15 protein-coding genes are annotated in these 16,817 nt (G+C 71.2%); 9 read left to right on the top strand and 6 right to left on the bottom strand.

The window, feature by feature from the left end:
- From VGB75_11120 to VGB75_11100, 5 genes are all read left to right on the top strand, one after another.
- Nucleotides 1-195 carry a hypothetical protein gene (locus VGB75_11120; GenBank protein HEY0167581.1) on the top strand — a complete coding sequence of 65 codons (195 nt, stop codon included), beginning with the start codon at nucleotides 1-3 and terminating at the stop codon, nucleotides 193-195.
- Nucleotides 192-1,100: a twin-arginine translocase subunit TatC gene (tatC, locus tag VGB75_11115; GenBank protein HEY0167580.1), complete on the top strand. Its 909-nt coding sequence runs from the start codon at nucleotides 192-194 to the stop codon at nucleotides 1,098-1,100. Before VGB75_11120 ends, tatC begins: the two co-directional genes overlap by 4 nt.
- Before the next feature lie 104 nt (nucleotides 1,101-1,204).
- Complete coding sequence (locus VGB75_11110) at nucleotides 1,205-2,716, top strand: MFS transporter (protein HEY0167579.1); 1,512 nt, start codon at nucleotides 1,205-1,207, stop codon at nucleotides 2,714-2,716.
- Between the two features lie 116 nt (nucleotides 2,717-2,832).
- Nucleotides 2,833-3,009: a hypothetical protein gene (locus VGB75_11105; protein ID HEY0167578.1), complete on the top strand. Its 177-nt coding sequence runs from the start codon at nucleotides 2,833-2,835 to the stop codon at nucleotides 3,007-3,009.
- 210 nt (nucleotides 3,010-3,219) lie between these two features.
- On the top strand, nucleotides 3,220-5,994 hold the full coding sequence (locus VGB75_11100) for a DEAD/DEAH box helicase (GenBank protein ID HEY0167577.1): 2,775 nt from the start codon (nucleotides 3,220-3,222) through the stop codon (nucleotides 5,992-5,994).
- A gap of 1 nt (nucleotide 5,995) precedes the next feature.
- On the opposite strand, the gene VGB75_11095 is transcribed toward VGB75_11100, so the two are convergent.
- The gene (locus tag VGB75_11095) at nucleotides 5,996-6,931 is read right to left on the bottom strand and encodes a 5'-3' exonuclease (protein HEY0167576.1); all 936 of its coding nucleotides are present in this window, start codon (nucleotides 6,929-6,931) and stop codon (nucleotides 5,996-5,998) included.
- Between the two features lie 39 nt (nucleotides 6,932-6,970).
- Between VGB75_11095 and VGB75_11090 the strand changes: the two genes are divergently transcribed.
- Nucleotides 6,971-7,969: a carbohydrate kinase gene (locus tag VGB75_11090; GenBank protein HEY0167575.1), complete on the top strand. Its 999-nt coding sequence runs from the start codon at nucleotides 6,971-6,973 to the stop codon at nucleotides 7,967-7,969.
- On the opposite strand, the gene VGB75_11085 is transcribed toward VGB75_11090, so the two are convergent.
- Nucleotides 7,966-8,997, bottom strand: coding sequence for a LacI family DNA-binding transcriptional regulator (locus VGB75_11085; protein ID HEY0167574.1), 1,032 nt, complete (start codon nucleotides 8,995-8,997; stop codon nucleotides 7,966-7,968). The two genes, VGB75_11090 and VGB75_11085, sit on opposite strands and share 4 nt — an antisense overlap.
- Before the next feature lie 106 nt (nucleotides 8,998-9,103).
- Between VGB75_11085 and VGB75_11080 the strand changes: the two genes are divergently transcribed.
- From VGB75_11080 to VGB75_11070, 3 genes are all read left to right on the top strand, one after another.
- Nucleotides 9,104-10,723, top strand: coding sequence for an amidohydrolase family protein (locus VGB75_11080; protein HEY0167573.1), 1,620 nt, complete (start codon nucleotides 9,104-9,106; stop codon nucleotides 10,721-10,723).
- Entirely contained in the window at nucleotides 10,720-12,327 is a 1,608-nt protein-coding gene (lnt, locus tag VGB75_11075) for an apolipoprotein N-acyltransferase (GenBank protein HEY0167572.1), read from the top strand. Before VGB75_11080 ends, lnt begins: the two co-directional genes overlap by 4 nt.
- Nucleotides 12,328-12,390: 63 nt before the next feature.
- The gene (locus VGB75_11070; GenBank protein HEY0167571.1) at nucleotides 12,391-13,197 is read left to right on the top strand and encodes a polyprenol monophosphomannose synthase; all 807 of its coding nucleotides are present in this window, start codon (nucleotides 12,391-12,393) and stop codon (nucleotides 13,195-13,197) included.
- A 156-nt stretch (nucleotides 13,198-13,353) separates the two neighbouring features.
- On the opposite strand, the gene VGB75_11065 is transcribed toward VGB75_11070, so the two are convergent.
- The 4 genes from VGB75_11065 to VGB75_11050 all read right to left on the bottom strand — a co-directional run bounded on the left by VGB75_11065 (nucleotide 13,354) and on the right by VGB75_11050 (nucleotide 16,801).
- Nucleotides 13,354-13,719: an RNA polymerase-binding protein RbpA gene (locus VGB75_11065; protein HEY0167570.1), complete on the bottom strand. Its 366-nt coding sequence runs from the start codon at nucleotides 13,717-13,719 to the stop codon at nucleotides 13,354-13,356.
- Between the two features lie 222 nt (nucleotides 13,720-13,941).
- Nucleotides 13,942-14,667 (bottom strand): thymidine kinase, encoded by a 726-nt coding sequence (locus tag VGB75_11060; GenBank protein HEY0167569.1) that lies wholly within the window; start codon nucleotides 14,665-14,667, stop codon nucleotides 13,942-13,944.
- A 29-nt stretch (nucleotides 14,668-14,696) separates the two neighbouring features.
- Nucleotides 14,697-16,061, bottom strand: a complete 1,365-nt coding sequence (locus tag VGB75_11055; protein ID HEY0167568.1) for an MFS transporter — start codon at nucleotides 16,059-16,061, stop codon at nucleotides 14,697-14,699.
- Nucleotides 16,049-16,801, bottom strand: a complete 753-nt coding sequence (locus tag VGB75_11050) for a glycerophosphodiester phosphodiesterase family protein (protein ID HEY0167567.1) — start codon at nucleotides 16,799-16,801, stop codon at nucleotides 16,049-16,051. The genes VGB75_11055 and VGB75_11050 overlap by 13 nt, the downstream gene beginning before the upstream one ends.
- Nucleotides 16,802-16,817: the final 16 nt, after the last annotated feature.

Below are 16,817 nucleotides of genomic sequence, written 5' to 3'. Positions count from 1 at the left end.
ATGCAGGGTTGGATTGTCGCCGGCGCGTGGGGCTTCGCTGTCCTGTTGGCCGTGGTCGTGCTCGGCTTCGCCAGTTATGAGATCAGTTGGAAGTCACGGCGGCTGGTCGCTGAACGCGCCAGGCTCGAGCAGCAGATGGCCGAGCTGACCCGACTGGGCGCCCAGTTGCAGGCCGCGGCGGACAGGCTGCGATGACCCGGTCGCTCAAGCGCTCGACCAAGGCCAATCCCGAGGGCCGGATGTCGGTGCTGGACCACCTGCGCGAACTGCGCAGGCGCCTGATCATCGTCATGGTCATCGTCGCTCTGGGCGCGATCGTCGGGTGGATCATCTACAACCCGCTGCTGGCGCTGCTGAAGCAGCCGTACTGCAACATCTCCTTCGAGCACCGCCTCGGAGCCCTCGACCAGAGCCCAGAGCAGTGCAAGCTGCTGTTCCGGGCGCCGCTGGACGGGTTCACCATCCGGCTCAAGGTCTCGGTGGTGGCCGGCGCTGTCCTGACCGCCCCGCTGTGGCTCTATCAGCTGTGGGCCTTCGTCACGCCCGGCCTGCACCGGCACGAGAAGCGCTGGACGGTCGCCTTCGTCGCGATCTCCACGGTGCTGTTCGCCCTCGGGATGAGCCTGGCCTACCTGACCTTGTACAAGGGCCTGGACGTGCTGATCACCCAGGCCGGCAGTGGCACCCAGGCCGGTCTGGACGTCAACTACTACATCTCGTTCGTGATCTTGATGCTCACCGTCTTCGGGGCCTCGTTCGAGCTGCCGCTGCTGATCGTGATGCTCAACGCCGTGCGGGTGCTGCCGTTCTCGCTGCTCAAGCGCGGCCAGCGGCTCGGGATCTTCCTGATCTTCCTGTTCGCCGGGGTGGCGACCCCGTCTGCCGACCCGTTCACCATGGTCGCGATGGCGCTGCCGATGTGCCTGCTCTTCGAGCTGGCCGTGCTGTGGTGTTTCCTGCACGACCGGCGGCTGGCCCGGCGCGAGGCCGCGGCCGAGGCCGAGCAGCTTCCCGACGACGTGGCCTCGACGGTGGACCCGCTGCCTGAGAAGCTGCCCGGCCCGGCCCGCGCCGACTCCGGATGGAGCGACCTGCCCTGAGCCGGCGCCGGTAACCGGTAGCCAGTAGCCGGGAGCCAGCAGCCCACGAGACCGGCGTCGGCGCAGGGGACACCGGTGGTCGGCGGCTCAGGCACGATGGATGGGTGTCAGCTTCTCCCGCGCCGCAGGTCCCCGACAGCTCACCGGCCAGAGTCGAGGACGGTTTCGTGCCCGACCCCAACCGCTGGAAGGCGCTGGCAGTCTGCCTGGTCGGCGGGTCCATGGTGCTGTTGGACGTCTCGATCGTCAACGTCGCGCTGCACTCGATCGACGTGGGCCTGCACGCCTCCGGCGAGGCCATCCAGTGGGTGCTCTCGGGGTACTCGCTGACCTTCGGGCTGTTGCTGGTGCCGGCCGGCCGACTGGGTGACGCCCGCGGCCGGCGCAGGCTGTTCATCTTCGGCATGCTGGCGTTCACGTTCGCCAGCCTGCTCTGCGGGGTGGCGCCGAACCCGACCTGGCTGGTGATCGCCCGGCTGAGCCAGGGGCTGGCCGCGGGGTTGCTGACGCCGCAGATCAGCGCGCTCATCCAGCAACTGTTCCGCGGCCGGGAGCGAGCCAAGGCATTCGGCCTGTTCGGCGCCATGGTCGGCATCTCGACGGCGCTGGGGCCGCTGATCGGCGGCCTGCTGATCGAGGTCTTCGGTGAGACCCACGGCTGGCGGTACGTGTTCTTCGTGAACCTGCCGATCGGCCTGCTCGCCGTGCCGTTCGCGATGCGGCTGCTGCCGCAGGCATCGGCCGAGCAGCGAGCCCGGCGGAATGACCTCGACCCGGTCGGGGTGCTGCTGTTAGGCCTCGGCGTGGTGGTGCTGCTGCTTCCCTTCGTGCAGGAGCAGCAGTGGAAGGGCAACGCCAAATGGCTGCTGGTGCCCCTGGCGGCGCTGCTGCTGGCCAGCTTCCTGGCCTGGGAGGTGCGGTATCGCAACCGGGGCGGCGACGCCCTGGTCGACCTGACGCTGTTTCGCCGGCGGTCCTTCTCCTTCGGCAGCTCGATGATCACCATCTACTTCGCCGGCTTCACCTCGCTGTTCTTCGTCCTGACCCTGCTGTTGCAGTTCGGCCTGGGCTACTCGGCGCTGCTGGCCGGCCTGGTCACGCTGCCCTTTGCCGTCGGCTCGGGGTTGGCCGCTGGGCTGGCCGGGCGGGTGGTGCACCGGTTCGGCCGGGGGCTGGTGGTGACCGGGCTGGGGTTGGTGGTGGCCGGCTATCTCGGAGTGATCCTGGTGGTCCGTGAAGTGCCCGCCGACCTCACCGGCTGGGCCCTGATCGCCCCGCTGCTGGTGGGTGGCGTCGGTTCGGGCCTGGTCATCTCGCCGAACCAGACGCTGACGCTGTCAGAGGTGCCGGTCGAGCAGGGTGGCACGGCCGGCGGCCTGATCCAGGTCGGTCAGCGGATCGGGGCCGCGATCGGCATCGCCGCGGTGGGTTCGGTGTTCTACGCCCAGCTGTCGGCCAGCCGGGGAGACTACGGCCGGGCCCTGCAACACGGGCTGCTCGTCGCGGTGGTGTTCCTGGTGCTCGCCCTGGCGCTGGCGGTCGGCGACGCGCTGCTGCGCGACCGCGCCACCGGCGCCGATCTCACGGGGGAGGGCAGCGCGCGGGCCGCAGCCTGAGGGTTTCGGCGGGTCGGGGCATCAGTCGAACATATGTTCGATTAGGATCTGGCCCATGACGCCGACAGTGAAGGTATGAAGACCCCCGTGAACCCGCTCCCGACCGGCAGCACCCGATGACCGAACTCGCGCCGAGCCTGACCGCGGCCCGTCGGCGGCGGGCGAGGTCTGACCGATGCGCCACGCTCAGCCCGAGCGAGCCGGGCAGGTTCACCCTGACGGTGCTGCTGCCCAGCGCCGACGCCGCCACGATCCTGCTGCAGTGCGAGGAGGCCGCTGATCTGGTCGGCTGACCCGCTCCGGCTGACCCGGTCCGGCTCGTCGCGGTCCGGCTCGTCGCGGTCCGGCGCGTCGCGGTCCGGCCGAGGACGGCTGAGAACCCTGAGGACGACGGGGGCCCGCTGGGAACGGCGGGGGACCGCTGGGCGCGCCGCTGGGCACGGCAGAACGGCTGAGAACGTGAGAACGGCCAGGTGCTCGTGAGGCGCAAGTACGCTGGAGCCATGTCCTCGCCGGCGCAGCGGTATGCCCAATCCCGTCAGCGGACGAAGTTCCCGAGGGTGACCGAGTTCCAGGCCGGTTACAGCTTCGAGCTCGACGACTTCCAGATTCAGGCGTGCCAGTCTCTGGAAGAGGGCTACGGCGTGCTGGTCTGCGCGCCGACCGGCGCGGGCAAGACGGTAGTCGGCGAGTTCGCCATCTACCTCGCCCTGGCCGTCGGGCAGAAATGCTTCTACACCACGCCGATCAAGGCGCTGTCCAACCAGAAGTACAACGACCTGCTGCAGCGTTACGGCCCTGCCAACGTCGGCCTGCTGACCGGCGACAACGCGATCAACCCGCACGCGCCGATCGTGGTGATGACCACCGAAGTGCTGCGCAACATGCTCTACGTCGGCAGCGACGCCCTCGCGGGCCTGGGCTTCGTGGTGATGGACGAGGTTCACTACCTCGGCGACCGGTTCCGGGGCGCGGTCTGGGAAGAGGTGATCATCCACCTGCCCGACTCGGTGCGGCTGGTGTCGCTGTCGGCGACGGTCTCCAACGCCGAGGAGTTCGGCGACTGGCTGGTCGAGGTCCGCGGCGACACCCGGGTGATCGTCCACGAGGAGCGGCCGGTGCCGCTGTGGCAGCACATGCTGGTGGGCAGCAGGATGTTCGACCTGTTCGCCGAGGACACCGAGTCACCGCACACCGGCGCTGGCGGGCCCGACGGCGTCCGGGTCGACCCGACGCTGCTGCGCTACGTCCGGGAGCGGATGCGCACCACGGAGCTGGCCAACCGCAGCCGGCCCGGGAGGGACCGCTACCGCGGCGGGCCGGGACCGCGATGGCGTCCGCCCTCGCGCCCTGACGTGATCGGCCGGCTCGACCGGGAAGGGCTGCTGCCCGCGATCGACTTCATCTTCAGCCGAGCCGGGTGCGACGCCGCCGTCCGGCAGTGCGTCGCGGCCAATCTGCGGCTGACCACCGAGGACGAGCGCGAGGACATCAGGCTGCTGGTCGAGAACCGGACGGCCAACCTGGCCGCCGAGGACCTCGACGTGCTGGGCTACTGGGAGTTCTCCGAGGGGCTGCAGCGGGGCATCGCCGCCCACCACGCAGGCATGATCCCGGCGTTCAAGGAGGTCGTGGAGGAGCTGTTCGTCCGGGGCCTGGTGCGGGTCGTCTTCGCCACCGAGACCCTCGCGCTGGGCATCAACATGCCGGCCCGGACGGTGCTGCTGGAGCGGCTGGTCAAGTTCAACGGCGAGGCCCACGCCGACCTGACCCCGGGGGAGTACACCCAGCTGACCGGCCGGGCAGGCCGCCGGGGCATCGACATCGAGGGTCACGCGGTGGTGCAGTGGAGCCCCGAGATCGACCCGGCGCGAGTGGCCGGCCTGGCCTCGACGCGGACCTACCCGCTGCGCTCGTCGTTCCGCCCGTCCTACAACATGGCGATCAACCTGGTGTCCCAGGTGGGCCGCGACACCGCTCGCGCGCTGCTGGAGTCATCGTTCGCGCAGTTCCAGGCCGACCGCTCGGTGGTCGGCCTGACCCGCCAGATCACCCGCAACGAGAAGTCGCTGGCCGATTACGAGAGCCGGATGCACTGCCATCTGGGTGACTTCGCCGAGTACCAGGAGCTGCGCACCCGGCTCTCGGAGCGGGAGAAGTCGCTGTCGCGCAAGGGAGTCTCCGATCGCCGGGCCGCAGTCGTGCAGTCGCTGGAGGCGCTGTCGGTCGGCGACGTGATCCGGATCCAGTCCGGGCGCCGCGCGGGCCTGGCCGTGGTGGTGGACCCCGGGACCTCGCCGCTGGCCGACCCCCGGCCCCTGGTCGTCACCGAGGACCACTGGGCCGGGCCGGTCACCCTGCTGGACTTTCCGCACGTCGTCGAGGTGCTCGGGCGGTTGCCGATCTCCAAGCACTTCAACCACCGCAACCCGAGCGCCCGCAAGGACGTGGCCTCCTCGATCCGCAACCTCAGGATCGCCGACCCGGGTTCACGCCGGCGGCGCGATCGCAACGGCGCCGCCGACGATCCAGAGCTGTCGGACCTGCGGGCGGCGCTGCGCGCCCATCCCTGCCACGGCTGCGACGACCGCGAGGAACACGCCAGGTGGGCCGAGCGGGCCAGCCGGTTGCGGCGGGAGAACGACGCGCTGCGCCAGCGGGCCGAGGGACGCACCCATTCGCTGTCGCGGACCTTCGACCAGGTGTGCGCGCTGCTCACCGAGCTCGGCTACATGAGCCCGGCCGCCGAGACCGGTGACACGATCACCACGGCCGGACGGCAGCTGTCACGGATCTGGTCGGAGGCAGACCTGCTGATCGCCGAGTGCCTGCGCGCCGGCGCCTGGTCGGGTCTGAACGCCGCCGAGCTGGCCGGGGTGTGCTCGGCGATGGTCTATGAGACCCGCCGGGACGAGCCGACCGCGCCGAAGCTTCCCAGCGGAGCGCTGCGCGACGCGCTGCGCGACACCCTGCGGCTGTGGGCCGAGGTCAGCGAGCGAGAGGCCGACCACCGCCTGCCGCTCTCACGCGAGCCGGACCTCGGCTTCGTCTGGGCCAGCTACCGGTGGGCCAAGGGCGACTCGCTGGACCGGGTGCTGAGCTCGATGTCCGACGACGGCGCCGGGCTGCCGGCCGGTGACTTCGTGCGCTGGATGCGCCAGCTGCTCGACCTGCTCGAGCAACTCGCCCGCGCCGACGCGATCGACCCCGGCATCAGGGCCACCGCGGCGGCGGCCTGCACGGCTTTGCGGCGCGGGGTGATCGCCCAGCAGCTGTGACTCAGGCCCCGCCGACCTTGGCCAGCGCGGTCTTCAGCCGGTCGACCGAGCTCTGGACGCCGAACCGCTCGCCGAGAGCGGCCAGCATCTCCGGGTCCGCGGGTGTGGCCGGAATGGCCGTGGTGAGCTCGGCCACCGGGACGTCAGTGCGCCCGCGCACCACCGCCGGGGCGACAGCCAGGTAGTCCAGCGCCGCCAGCACCTTGGCCCGCACCGAGTTGCTCATCGCCTTGTCGCCGGACTTCGCCGCCGCCACGATCTGCTCGATCGTCCCGAACTGAGCCACCACCGTCGCCGCGCCCTTCGCGCCGATGCCGGCCACCCCGGGCAGCCCGTCGGACGGGTCCCCGCGCAGCATCGCGAAGTCGGCGTAGTGACCGGCCGGCACGCCGTACTGGGCCTGCACCTCCTCGGGGGTGAACACCACGATGTTGCTGATGCCCTTGCCGGTGTAGAGCACCCGCACCCGGTCGGTGGCCAGGTCGATCAGGTCGCGGTCTCCGGACACCACGTCCACCTCGACGCCCTGCTCGCCGTAGCGGTGGGCCAGCGTCGCGATCACGTCGTCGGCCTCGAAGCCGTCGGCGCCCACCGAGCACAGCCCGGCCGCCTTGAGCACCGCCAGCAGCACCGGCACCTGGGGCTCGAGCAGGTCGGGCACCGTCTCCACGTCCGGAGTGCCGCTGCTGGTGGTGTACTCCACCCGGTGCGCCTTGTACGAGGGCAGCAGCGCCACCCGGAACGCCGGGCGCCAGTCGTAGTCCAGGCACGCGACGAAGTCGGTCGGCTGATAGCGGGTGATCAGGGTCGAGACCATGTCGGTGAAGCCGCGGACGGCGTTGACGGGCATACCGTCCGGCGCGGTCACGGTGTCGGGCACGCCGTAGAAGGCGCGAAAGTACAGGCTCGCCGAGTCAAGCAGCATCACGCGGGTCACCCGGCACACGATAACTTCCGCGCGCGATAGCGTCGTGGCATGGTGTGCGTGATCGGCGAGGCGTTGATCGACCTGGTGATGGATCCGGCGACCGCGGCCTCGCCCGGGCCCAAGGCCTACCTGGCTCATCCGGGCGGCAGCCCGTTCAACGTCGCGATCGGCCTGGCCCGGCTCGGCCGGCCGGCGCAGTTGCTGGCCCGGCTGTCCGGTGACGCCTTCGGCAGGCAGTTGCGGGCGCACGCCGAGGCCAACGGGGTGGACCTGTCCTACGCCGTCGACGCCGCCGAATCCAGCACGGTGGCCGTGGTGAGCCTGGACGCTCAGCGCAACGCCGGCTACGACTTCTACCGGACCGGCACGGCCGACTGGCAGTGGAGCGCCGCCGAGCTGGACCGGATGCCGGCTGACACCTCCTGGATCCACACCGGCTCGCTGGCCTCCTGGACCCAGCCGGGGGCCGGCGTCATCTCCGACCAGCTGCGCCGGCGGCGGGAGCGGCGACCGGTGGTGATCAGCTACGACCCGAACATCCGGCCCGCGCTGCTGCCCGACCACCCGTCCGCGGTCAGCCAGGTCGAGGCGATGGTCTGCCTCGCCGACGTCGTCAAGGCCTCGGCCGAGGACCTGGACTGGCTCTACCCCGGCCAGGGCGTCGACGACGTGCTGCGCCGGTGGCAGCGGCTCGGGGCCTCGGTCGTGGTGGTGACCGACGGCGGCCGGGGAGCGCGCTTTCTGGCCGGCGATGAGATCGGCGCCGCGCCGGCCCGTCCGGTGCGGGTGGTGGACACCGTCGGCGCCGGCGACGCGTTCATGGCCGGGCTGATCAACGCGCTCGCGGCCGGCGGTCACGCCGCCGTGGGCCCAGCCGGTCACGCCGCCGTGGGCCCAGCCGGTCACGCCGCCCTGGGGCCGGCCGGGCAGGCAGTCGTGGCAGCCGCGGTCGAAGAGGCGATCCTGGTGGCGGCGCTGACCTGCGCCAGGGCCGGAGCGAACCCGCCGACCGCGGCCGAGCTGGCCGCCGCGCAGGCGGCTGTCTAGGCCGAGCCGGTCGAGCCGGCGTACGCGCTGGCCGAGGCCACCGTGCTGCCGCGGACCACAAGCTCGGTGGCAAGCACCACGTCGCTCGGCTCAGCCTCCTTGACCAGAGCCGCCAGCAGCGACTGCGCCAGCAGCGCACCCTGCTCGCCGACGGGCTGGCGCATCGTGGTCAGGTCCATCAGGTCGGCGGTGGCGTGGTCGTCGAAACCGATCACCGCGATGTCCTCAGGCACCCGTAGGCCGGAGCGCCTGATGGCGCGGATGGCGCCGTAGGCCATCTCGTCGGACTCGGCGAACACCGCGGTCGGCCGCTGGCTGCCCCGCAGCAGGTCCAGCATCGCGGCTTCCCCGCCGGCGACCGTGAAGTAACCCAGGACTTCCATGCCTTCCGGCGGCGTCACGCCGGCCGCCAGCAGCGCCTCCCGGTAGCCGATGCCGCGGTGATGCGGGGGAGTGAAGCGCATCGGGTCATCGGTGTCGCCGCCGATCAGCGCGATCTGGCGGTGACCCAGCGACAACAGGTGCTCCACCGCGGTTCGGGCCGCAGCCTTGTCATCGATCCGGACCGAGGACAGGCCGGGGTGCTTGACGCCGAGCACGCCCACCGGCAGCTGCAGGGTGTTCAGCGCCGCGACCTCGTCGTCGGTCAGCGCCAGGCTGACCACCAGCACCGCGTCGACCCGCTTGCGCATCGGCAGCACGGAGAAGAACCGCTCCCGGCCCTTGCTGTCGCCTAGGTTGTGCAGCAACAGGTCGTAACCGGCGGCGCTGAGCACCGACTCGACCGCGCCGAGCACCTCCGCGAAGAACCACCGGTTGACGAACGGCACGACCACGCCGAGGGTCGAGGACCGGCCGCTGGCCAGCCGGGCGGCGAAAGGCGAGGCGACGTAGTCCAGCTCCTGGGCCGCCAGCAGGACTTTGTCCCTGGTCGCCGTCGCGACGTCGGGCAATCCCCGCAGGGAGCGCGACACGGTGGCTATCGAGACGCCTGCCAGCTTTGCTACGTCCTCGATACTGGCTGACATGGGGCAAGCCTCCTGAAAGTCTTTACGGCACCGTATTCCATGGGACACACCAGAGCCAGCGTTAGCGCCTCAACCCGCCCACAGACAAGGCTGGCACACTCGCCTGGTGCGCACTCTGCTCTTCAACGGACGGATCTACAGCCCGTGGGCCCGTGACGCCAGCGCGCTGCTGATCTCAGGCTCAGAAGTGGCCTGGCTCGGCGATGACGTCTCGGCCGCGACCATGTCGGCCGAGACCACCGTGGATCTGGACGGAGCGCTGGTGATCCCGGCGTTCGTCGACGCGCATTTTCACACCACCGACACCGGCCTGGCCCTGAGCGGGCTGGAGCTCCGATCGGCCGGCTCGCTCGCCCAGGCGCTGCGGACGGTCGAGCGAGCCGCCCGCTCCAGCGGCGGCCGGCCGTTGCTGGGCTCGGGCTGGGACGAGACCCGCTGGCCGGAGGGGCGGGCGCCGACTGCCGCCGAACTTGACCGCGCCAGCTATGGCGGCGTGGTCTATCTGGCCCGCACCGACGCCCATTCGGCGGTGGCGTCCTCGGCGCTGCTGGCCTCGGTCCCGGGCATCGCAGGCATGGACGGCTACTCCGCCGACGGCCGGCTCACCAAGGCAGCCCACCACGCCGCGCGGGCGGTCGCCCGGTCGGCCATCACGGCCGGTCAGCGGGCCGAGCTGCAGCGGATCGCGCTGCGGCACGCGGCCTCACTCGGAGTGGCCGCCGTCCACGAGATGGCCGGCCCGGAGATCTCCAGCGCCGAGGACCTCGCCGGCCTGCTGGCTCTGGTGGCGGACGGGTCGGCGCCCGAGCCCTATCCGCAGGTGTTCGGGTACTGGGGCGAGTTGCGCGGCGCCAGGACGGCTGCCGAACTGGGCGCTATCGGCGCCGGCGGTGACCTGTTCTGTGACGGCTCGATCGGCTCGCACACCGCCGGCTTGCTGCAGCCCTATGCCGACCTGGGCGACCTGCCGGCCGGGGAAGCCGGGTGCGGCTACCTGCGCTATGACACCGCTGAGCTGGCCGAGCACCTCGTCGAGTGCACCGAAGCGGGCTTGCAGGGCGGCTTCCACGCCATCGGCGACGCCGCCACCGACCAGGTGGTGGCGGCGATGCGGATGGCCGCCGAGCGGCTGGGCTCGCGCCTTTCCACCGCCGGGCACCGGATCGAGCACGCCGAGCTGATCACCGACGTGGCGGCGCTGGCCGGCGCCGGCCTGATCGTCTCGGCGCAACCGGCCTTCGACGCCACCTGGGGCGGCGACCACGGGATGTATGCCCAGCGGCTGGGCGTCGAGCGAGCCCGTCGGCTCAACCCCCTGGCCGCGCTGGCCGCGGCCGGGGCGCCGCTGGCTTTCGGCGCGGACTCGCCGGTCACGCCGGTGGACCCGTGGGGCGCGGTGCGCGCAGCGGTCCATCCGAGCAACCCCGCCCATGCCCTGAGCCCACGCGCGGCCCTGACGGCGCACACCCGCGGCGGCTGGCGAGCCGCCCGCGCCGAGTCCGACGGCTCGGGCGTGCTCACTCCGGGCTCGCCGGCCAGCTACGCCGTCTTCGAGGCCGGGCCGCTGGGGGTGGGCGCCGCGGACGAGCGGCTGTCGCAGTGGAGCACCGACGAGCGCTCCGGCGTGCCCGGCCTGCCCGACCTGGCGCCAGGGCGTGACCTGCCGCGATGCCTGCGCACGGTCCTGCGGGGACGGCACATCTATGACTCGGGTGACTTGACATGATTTACCGCTCGCTGCTGGCCGCGGGGGCCGGGCTGCTCGGGGCGGCGGCCTTTCCGAAAGTCGGGATCTGGCCGCTGGCCTTCCTGTCCGTGGCCGGCCTGTCGATCGCGGTCTCGGGCCAGCGATCCCGCCGCGGGGCGTTGCTCGGCCTGATCTACGGGGCCGGGCTGTTCCTGCCGATGCTGCACTGGACGGCGACCTACGTCGGCTCGGCGCCGTGGCTGGCGCTGGTGTTCTCCCAGACCTGGTTCCTGGCGCTGCTGGGCGCCGCCCTGCCGGTGGTGCAGCGCAGGCGGTTCGGCGTGGTGCTGACCGCGGCGCTGTGGGTGGCCCAGGAGGCGCTGCGGGGCCGAGTGCCCTTCGGTGGTTTTCCCTGGGGGCGCTGGGCGTTCAGCCAGGCCCAGTCGCCGCTGAAGTGGTTCGCCGCGCTGGGCGGAGCGCCGCTGGTGAGCTTCGCGGTCGCTCTGGTCGGCGCTCTGCTGGCGGCCGCGGTCCTGGACAAGGGCCTGGCACGACGCGGTGGCCAACTGGTGGTCGCGGCCCTGGTGGTGCTGGTCGCCGGTTCGCTGGCCTACCCGCTGCGCCCGGCCCAGCAACCAAGCCAGAGCGCCCAGGACAGCCCGGGCGCCCAGCCCGGCCGCAGCGCCACCGTGGCCGCCATCCAGGGCAATGTGCCCGACCGGGGGCTGGAGTTCAACGCCCGCCGGCGCCAGGTGCTGGACAACCACGTCGCTCAGACCCTCAAGCTGGCGGCCGAGGTCAAGGCGGGCCGGCTGCCCCGGCCGAGCCTGGTGCTGTGGCCAGAGAACGCCTCCGACATCGACCCGACCACCAACGCCGACGCCGCGGCGGTGATCCAGCGCGCGGTCGACGCGGTGGGCGTGCCGATCCTGGTCGGCGCCCTCATCGACGGCCCCGGGCCTACTCACGTCAGCAACGCCGGCATCGTGTGGATGCCTTCGGACTCTGCCGCGCCCGGACCCGGACAGCGGTACGTGAAGCGGCATCCGGTGCCCTACGGGGAGTACATCCCGCTGCGCTCGCTCGCCCGCGCCGTCAGCAGCAAGGTGGATCTGGTGGGCCGGGACATGGTGGCCGGCGGCGGCGACGGCCTGCTGACCCAGACCCCGTTCCCGGTCGGTGACGTGATCTGCTTCGAGATCGCCTACGACTCGCTGGTCACCTCATCGGTGCGGGCCGGCGCCCAGCTGCTGGTGGTGCAGACCAACAACGCCACCTTCGGCCGCAGCGCCGAGACCTACCAGCAGCTGGCGATGACCCAACTGCGCGCCGTCGAGCACGCCCGCACGGTGGTGCAGGTGGCCACCAGCGGCAAGAGCGCGATCATCGGGGCCGACGGGCGGATGATGGCCGAATCCGGGCCGCTGTTCACCGCTGACGTGCTGGTTCGGACGGTGCCGCTGAGTGGTTCGACTACGCTGGCCACTCGGACCGGCGCGGCTGCCGAATGGACTCTGGTCGCCCTCGGGCTGCTGGGCCTGGTGGTCGGCGGCTGGCTCAGCCGGCGTCCGGCGCGGCTCAGGCGCGATGCGACGCCGGCGGCCGACGGGCCGCGCCCGCGGCCGACGCTTTCCAGGCAGTGACAAGCGCGCCAGGCGCACCGGCATCGAGCCGCAGCACGGTGGGACCACAGGAGAGGGGTACGGGTGACCGAGGCCGAGCGCAGGTCGGCAGCAGGACCGGGGGACCGACTTCGGACGCTGGTGATCATCCCGACCTATAACGAGTGCGAGAACCTGCCGCTCATCCTGGACCGGGTTCGGGCCGCGGTGCCTGAGGTGGACGTCCTGGTGGTCGATGACGGCAGCCCGGACGGAACCGGCGCGGTCGCCGACGGGATCGCCGCCCAGGACAGCCAGGTCACCGTGCTGCACCGGGACCAGAAGGCGGGTCTGGGAGCTGCCTACGTGGCCGGTTTCAGGGTCGGCCTGGCCGCCGGCTATGAGGTGCTGGTCGAGATGGACGCCGACGGCTCGCACGCCCCGGAGCAGCTGCCCAGGTTGCTGGCGGCCATCGCGCACTCGGACCTGGTGCTGGGCTCGCGGTGGGTGCCCGGCGGCCAGGTGCTGAACTGGCCCCGGTCTCGCGAGCTGCTCTCTCGGGGCGGCAACCTCTACACCCGCCTGGCGTTGGGCATCGAGCTGCACGACGCCACCGGCGGGTACCGGGCCTACCGGAGTTCGGTGCTGCAGACGATCGACCTGTCCTCGATAGCCTCAGAGGGCTACTGCTTCCAGGTCGACCTGGCCTGGCGCGCCGTGCAGGCCGGCTTCCGGGTCACCGAGGTTCCCATCACCTTCGCCGAGCGCGAGCGCGGCGAGTCGAAGATGAGCGGGAACATCGTCCGAGAGGCCCTGCTGCGGGTCACCGAATGGGGTGCTGCGCACCGGGCGGCTCAGCTGCGCAGGCTGGTGGGCAGGACGCGAGAGGCCGCGGATTCCCGCTCGCGCTGAGACCGGGGCCGACCGGGACCTGAGACCGGGGCCGACCGGGATCGCCCGGCTGAGGGGGCGTCCGGGGGCAGAGTTCGGGTCAAAGAAGAAACCGGCCCGACTGAGCAGTCGGGCCGGTTGCTTGGTCGACCCCGGTGGTGGGGTCAGGGGTGTGGCTCAGGCGGTCTTGGGAGATTTCGCCCCAGGGCCGCCACGGCGGGCACGCAACACGTCCAGGCGCTCGGCGAGCACCTCTTCGAGGTCGGCGATGGTGCGCCGCTCGATCAGCATGTCCCAGTGGGTTCGCGGGGCCTTGACCTTCTTGGGCTCCGGTTCCGGCAGGTCCACGGCTTTGGCGGTGGTGCCGTCGAGCCGGCATTCCCACGTCGCGGGCAATTCGGCGTCATGAGCGAAAGGAACGCTGAACTCGTGCTCGCGTTCGCACTTGAATCTGATGAGTTGACGCGGCGCCGGTTCGGCAGCGTATTCGGTCTCGTAACTGATAGCGCCGAGGCGGCTGCCCCGGAGTACACGATCGGCCATTATGATCACTCCTCACCCATGCTTGGGTACCGAGTTTCCAACGAACAGTCCCGGCAGATGATTCCCGACAGCCTAGCGACCGTAGGTCGAGCGTCGGCGGGTCAACCGAGCACGTCGCGGCATTCGTCCTTTTCCACGGGCAGACTGAGACTCATCTCTCTGACGCGCCCAGACGCTGGGCAGCTGACGAGTGGGCGTGAGCCGTCCGCCGGCGCCTGACGCTCAGTCCAGCGTCAGTTGCTCACCCAACGAAGGTGCCAGTCCCAGATCGCCGCGCCGGTAGTGAGCCCGGCACAGCACCTGGTACCTGACGTCGTTCCCGCCGGTCGCGACGGTGTCGGCCACCAGCACCGTGTCGCCCTCTCGGGTGACCCGGTCGGCGATGACGCGGGCGTTGTGCTTGCCGGGCAAGCCGCACCAGCACAGCACCTCGACCTGGATCTCGGAGATCTCGTCGGCCAGCTCCATCAGCCGCTTGGCGCCAGGCAGCAAAAAGCTGCGGAAGTCGGTCGACAGGCCGAAGCAGTAGACGTCGACGTGGTATTCATCCACCAGTTCGGCGAGCTGGTCGACGTGCTCGGGGTTGAGAAAGCCGGCCTCATCGACGATCAGGTAGTCGACCCGTCGGCCCTGCGCCCAGTTCTGACGGACCAGCTTGCACAGGTCGAGCTCGTCGGTGACCTCGATGGCGTCGTGGCTGAGCCCGACCCGGGTGGTGACCCGCGCCCGGCCGGAGCGGTCATAGCGGGTCAGGATCAGTCCTGACCGGCCCTGCCGAGCGTGGTTGTGATCGACCTGCAGGGCCAATGTGGATTTGCCGCAGTCCATCGGCCCGTAGAAGAACTTCAAATGGGCGGGCATCGGAATCTCACGACGGTTACCGGAAGCAGGCACCGAGGCAAGGGCGCTGCCGCGGCCCGGGGGCAGGTCGGCACGGGTGTCAGGCACGACTGGCGAGGTTACTCGCCGTGGCGGGCTCAGACCCGCTCCGGCGCGACGTTGCCGGCCTGTTCGATGGCCGCGCGCAGCGGCACCCGCAGCAGCAGCACGAAACCGAGGACGAAGAAAGCCACCAGCGACACCAGCGCGCTGCGGTAGGAGCCGCTGAACTGATAGGCCAGTCCGAAGATCAACGGACCCAGCCAGGACGTGCCGGAGTCGCTGATCTCGTAGAAGCCGAAGTACTCCGCCTCATAGCCTCTCGGGATCAGCCGGGAGAACATCGAGCGGGACAGCGCCTGGCTGCCGCCGAGCACCACGGCGATGGCGATCGCCAGCAGGTAGAACTGCCAGGCCGCTCCGGCCTGCACGAAGTAGGCGGCCAGCACCAGCAGCAGCCACACCACCAGCGACCCGAGCACCACCGGTTTCGCGCCGAAGCGCTCGGCGAGCCGGCCCAGCCAGATGGCGCCGCCGAAGGCCACGAACTGCACGATCAGGATGGCCGACAGCAGCACGGTGTCGTTGAGACGCAGCTCCTTGTCGCCGTACTGCGCCGCGAGCGTGGTGACGGTCTGGATGCCGTCGTTGTAGACCAGGAACGCCACCAGGAAGGCGAGGCTGTGCGGGTAACGGCGCAGTTCGGCGATGGTGCGGCGCAGCTGCCGGAAGCCGGCCAGCAGCACCGGCTCGGCGCTGGCAGCCGGCGCGTGCGCCGGCTTGGGCAGGCCACGCAGCAGCTGCCACGGTTTGATGTTGAACAGCGCCCACCACACCCCTGCCGAGCACAGCGAGATCCGGGCCAGCAACGCCTTGTCCCGCAGAAACAGGCTGAGGGCGAAGTCGGCGGCCAGCAGCAACCCGCCGCCGACGTAGGCCAGCGCCCAGCCCATCGAGGAGACCCGGTCGCGCTCGGCGGCGTCGGCGACCTCGATCAGCAGCGCGTAATTGACCACCGTGGCGCACGAGTACCCGACGAAGGCCAACACGAACAGCGCCGCTCCCAGCTGCCAATTCGCTCCCCGGACGGCGAACATGGCCACGCAGGAGGCCGCCCCGAGCCAGCCGAAGCCCAGCAGGATCTCGCGCTTGGCGCCGGTCCGGTCAGCGACCGCGCCCACCACCGGCATAGCGACCAGCAGCAGCACCGTGGCGAATGAGACGGTGTAGGCGAACAAGCTCCCGGGCGCCACCGGTATCCCGAACACCGACACCCGGCCGGTCTTGCCGACCGCGTTCTCAGCCAGCGAGGTCAGGTAACGGCCCATGAAGACGGTGACGACGATGGTCGGGAAGACATGGCTGGCCCAGCCGTAGAAGTACCAGCCGCGCCGCTGCCGCAATCGCAGGGCAGCGGCCGCGTCGACGCCCTCGCCGGCGACGTCGCCGTTCAGGCCTGCCACTGGCCACGCTCGCGTAGGACCTCACGCAGCAGGTCGGCGCGGTCGGTCATGATCGCGTCGACGCCGAGGTCGAGCAGCCTGACCATCTCGGCGCGCAGGTTGACCGTCCAGACGTGCACCTCGATGCCGCGCGCCCGGGCAGTGGCGATGAGACGAGGCTGGACCACCTGCAGCGGGCCGATCCGCGGCGGCACCTGAGCGGCCAGGCCGGCGCGTCTGGGCGGGCCGGCCAGCAGGCCGAACCGGTCATGGGAGAGCGCGGCCACCTCGGTGGCGGTCAGCGCGCTAGGGGTCGCCGGTCCGGCGGTGCGGCGCAGCTGCAGCAGCCGGGCGGGGGAGAAGGCCGCCAGCCGCACCCGATGCCAGGAGTTGGTGCGCCGGATCGCGTCCAGCGTCGGTCCGACCGCGGCGTCGGACTTGACGTCGATGTTGACGCTGACCTCGCCGAAGGCCGACAGCACCTCTTCCAGCCGGGGGATCGGCTCGCGGCCCAGGATGCGGGCCGCGCTGACCTCTCGCCAGCTCAACTGCCGCAACTGCCCGCGGGAGTTGGTCACCCGGTCCAGGATCGCGTCGTGAAAGGCGAGCGCCACCCCGTCACCGGTCACCCGCGCGTCGGTCTCCAGGTGGCGGTAGCCCAGATCGACCGCGGCCTGGAATGCCGCCATCGAGTTCTCGGCGCCGTCGGGGGAGAAGCCGCGATGCGCGATTCCGATCGCCGGGCGGACCGGTGGGCTCACTGCCGCCTTCGCCCCG

The organism is Jatrophihabitans sp. (assembly GCA_036399055.1).
Taxonomy (GTDB): domain Bacteria; phylum Actinomycetota; class Actinomycetes; order Mycobacteriales; family Jatrophihabitantaceae; genus Jatrophihabitans_A.
The sequence above is the reverse complement of the archived record's forward strand: the minus strand, read 5'-3'. Positions and strand labels throughout refer to the sequence as shown.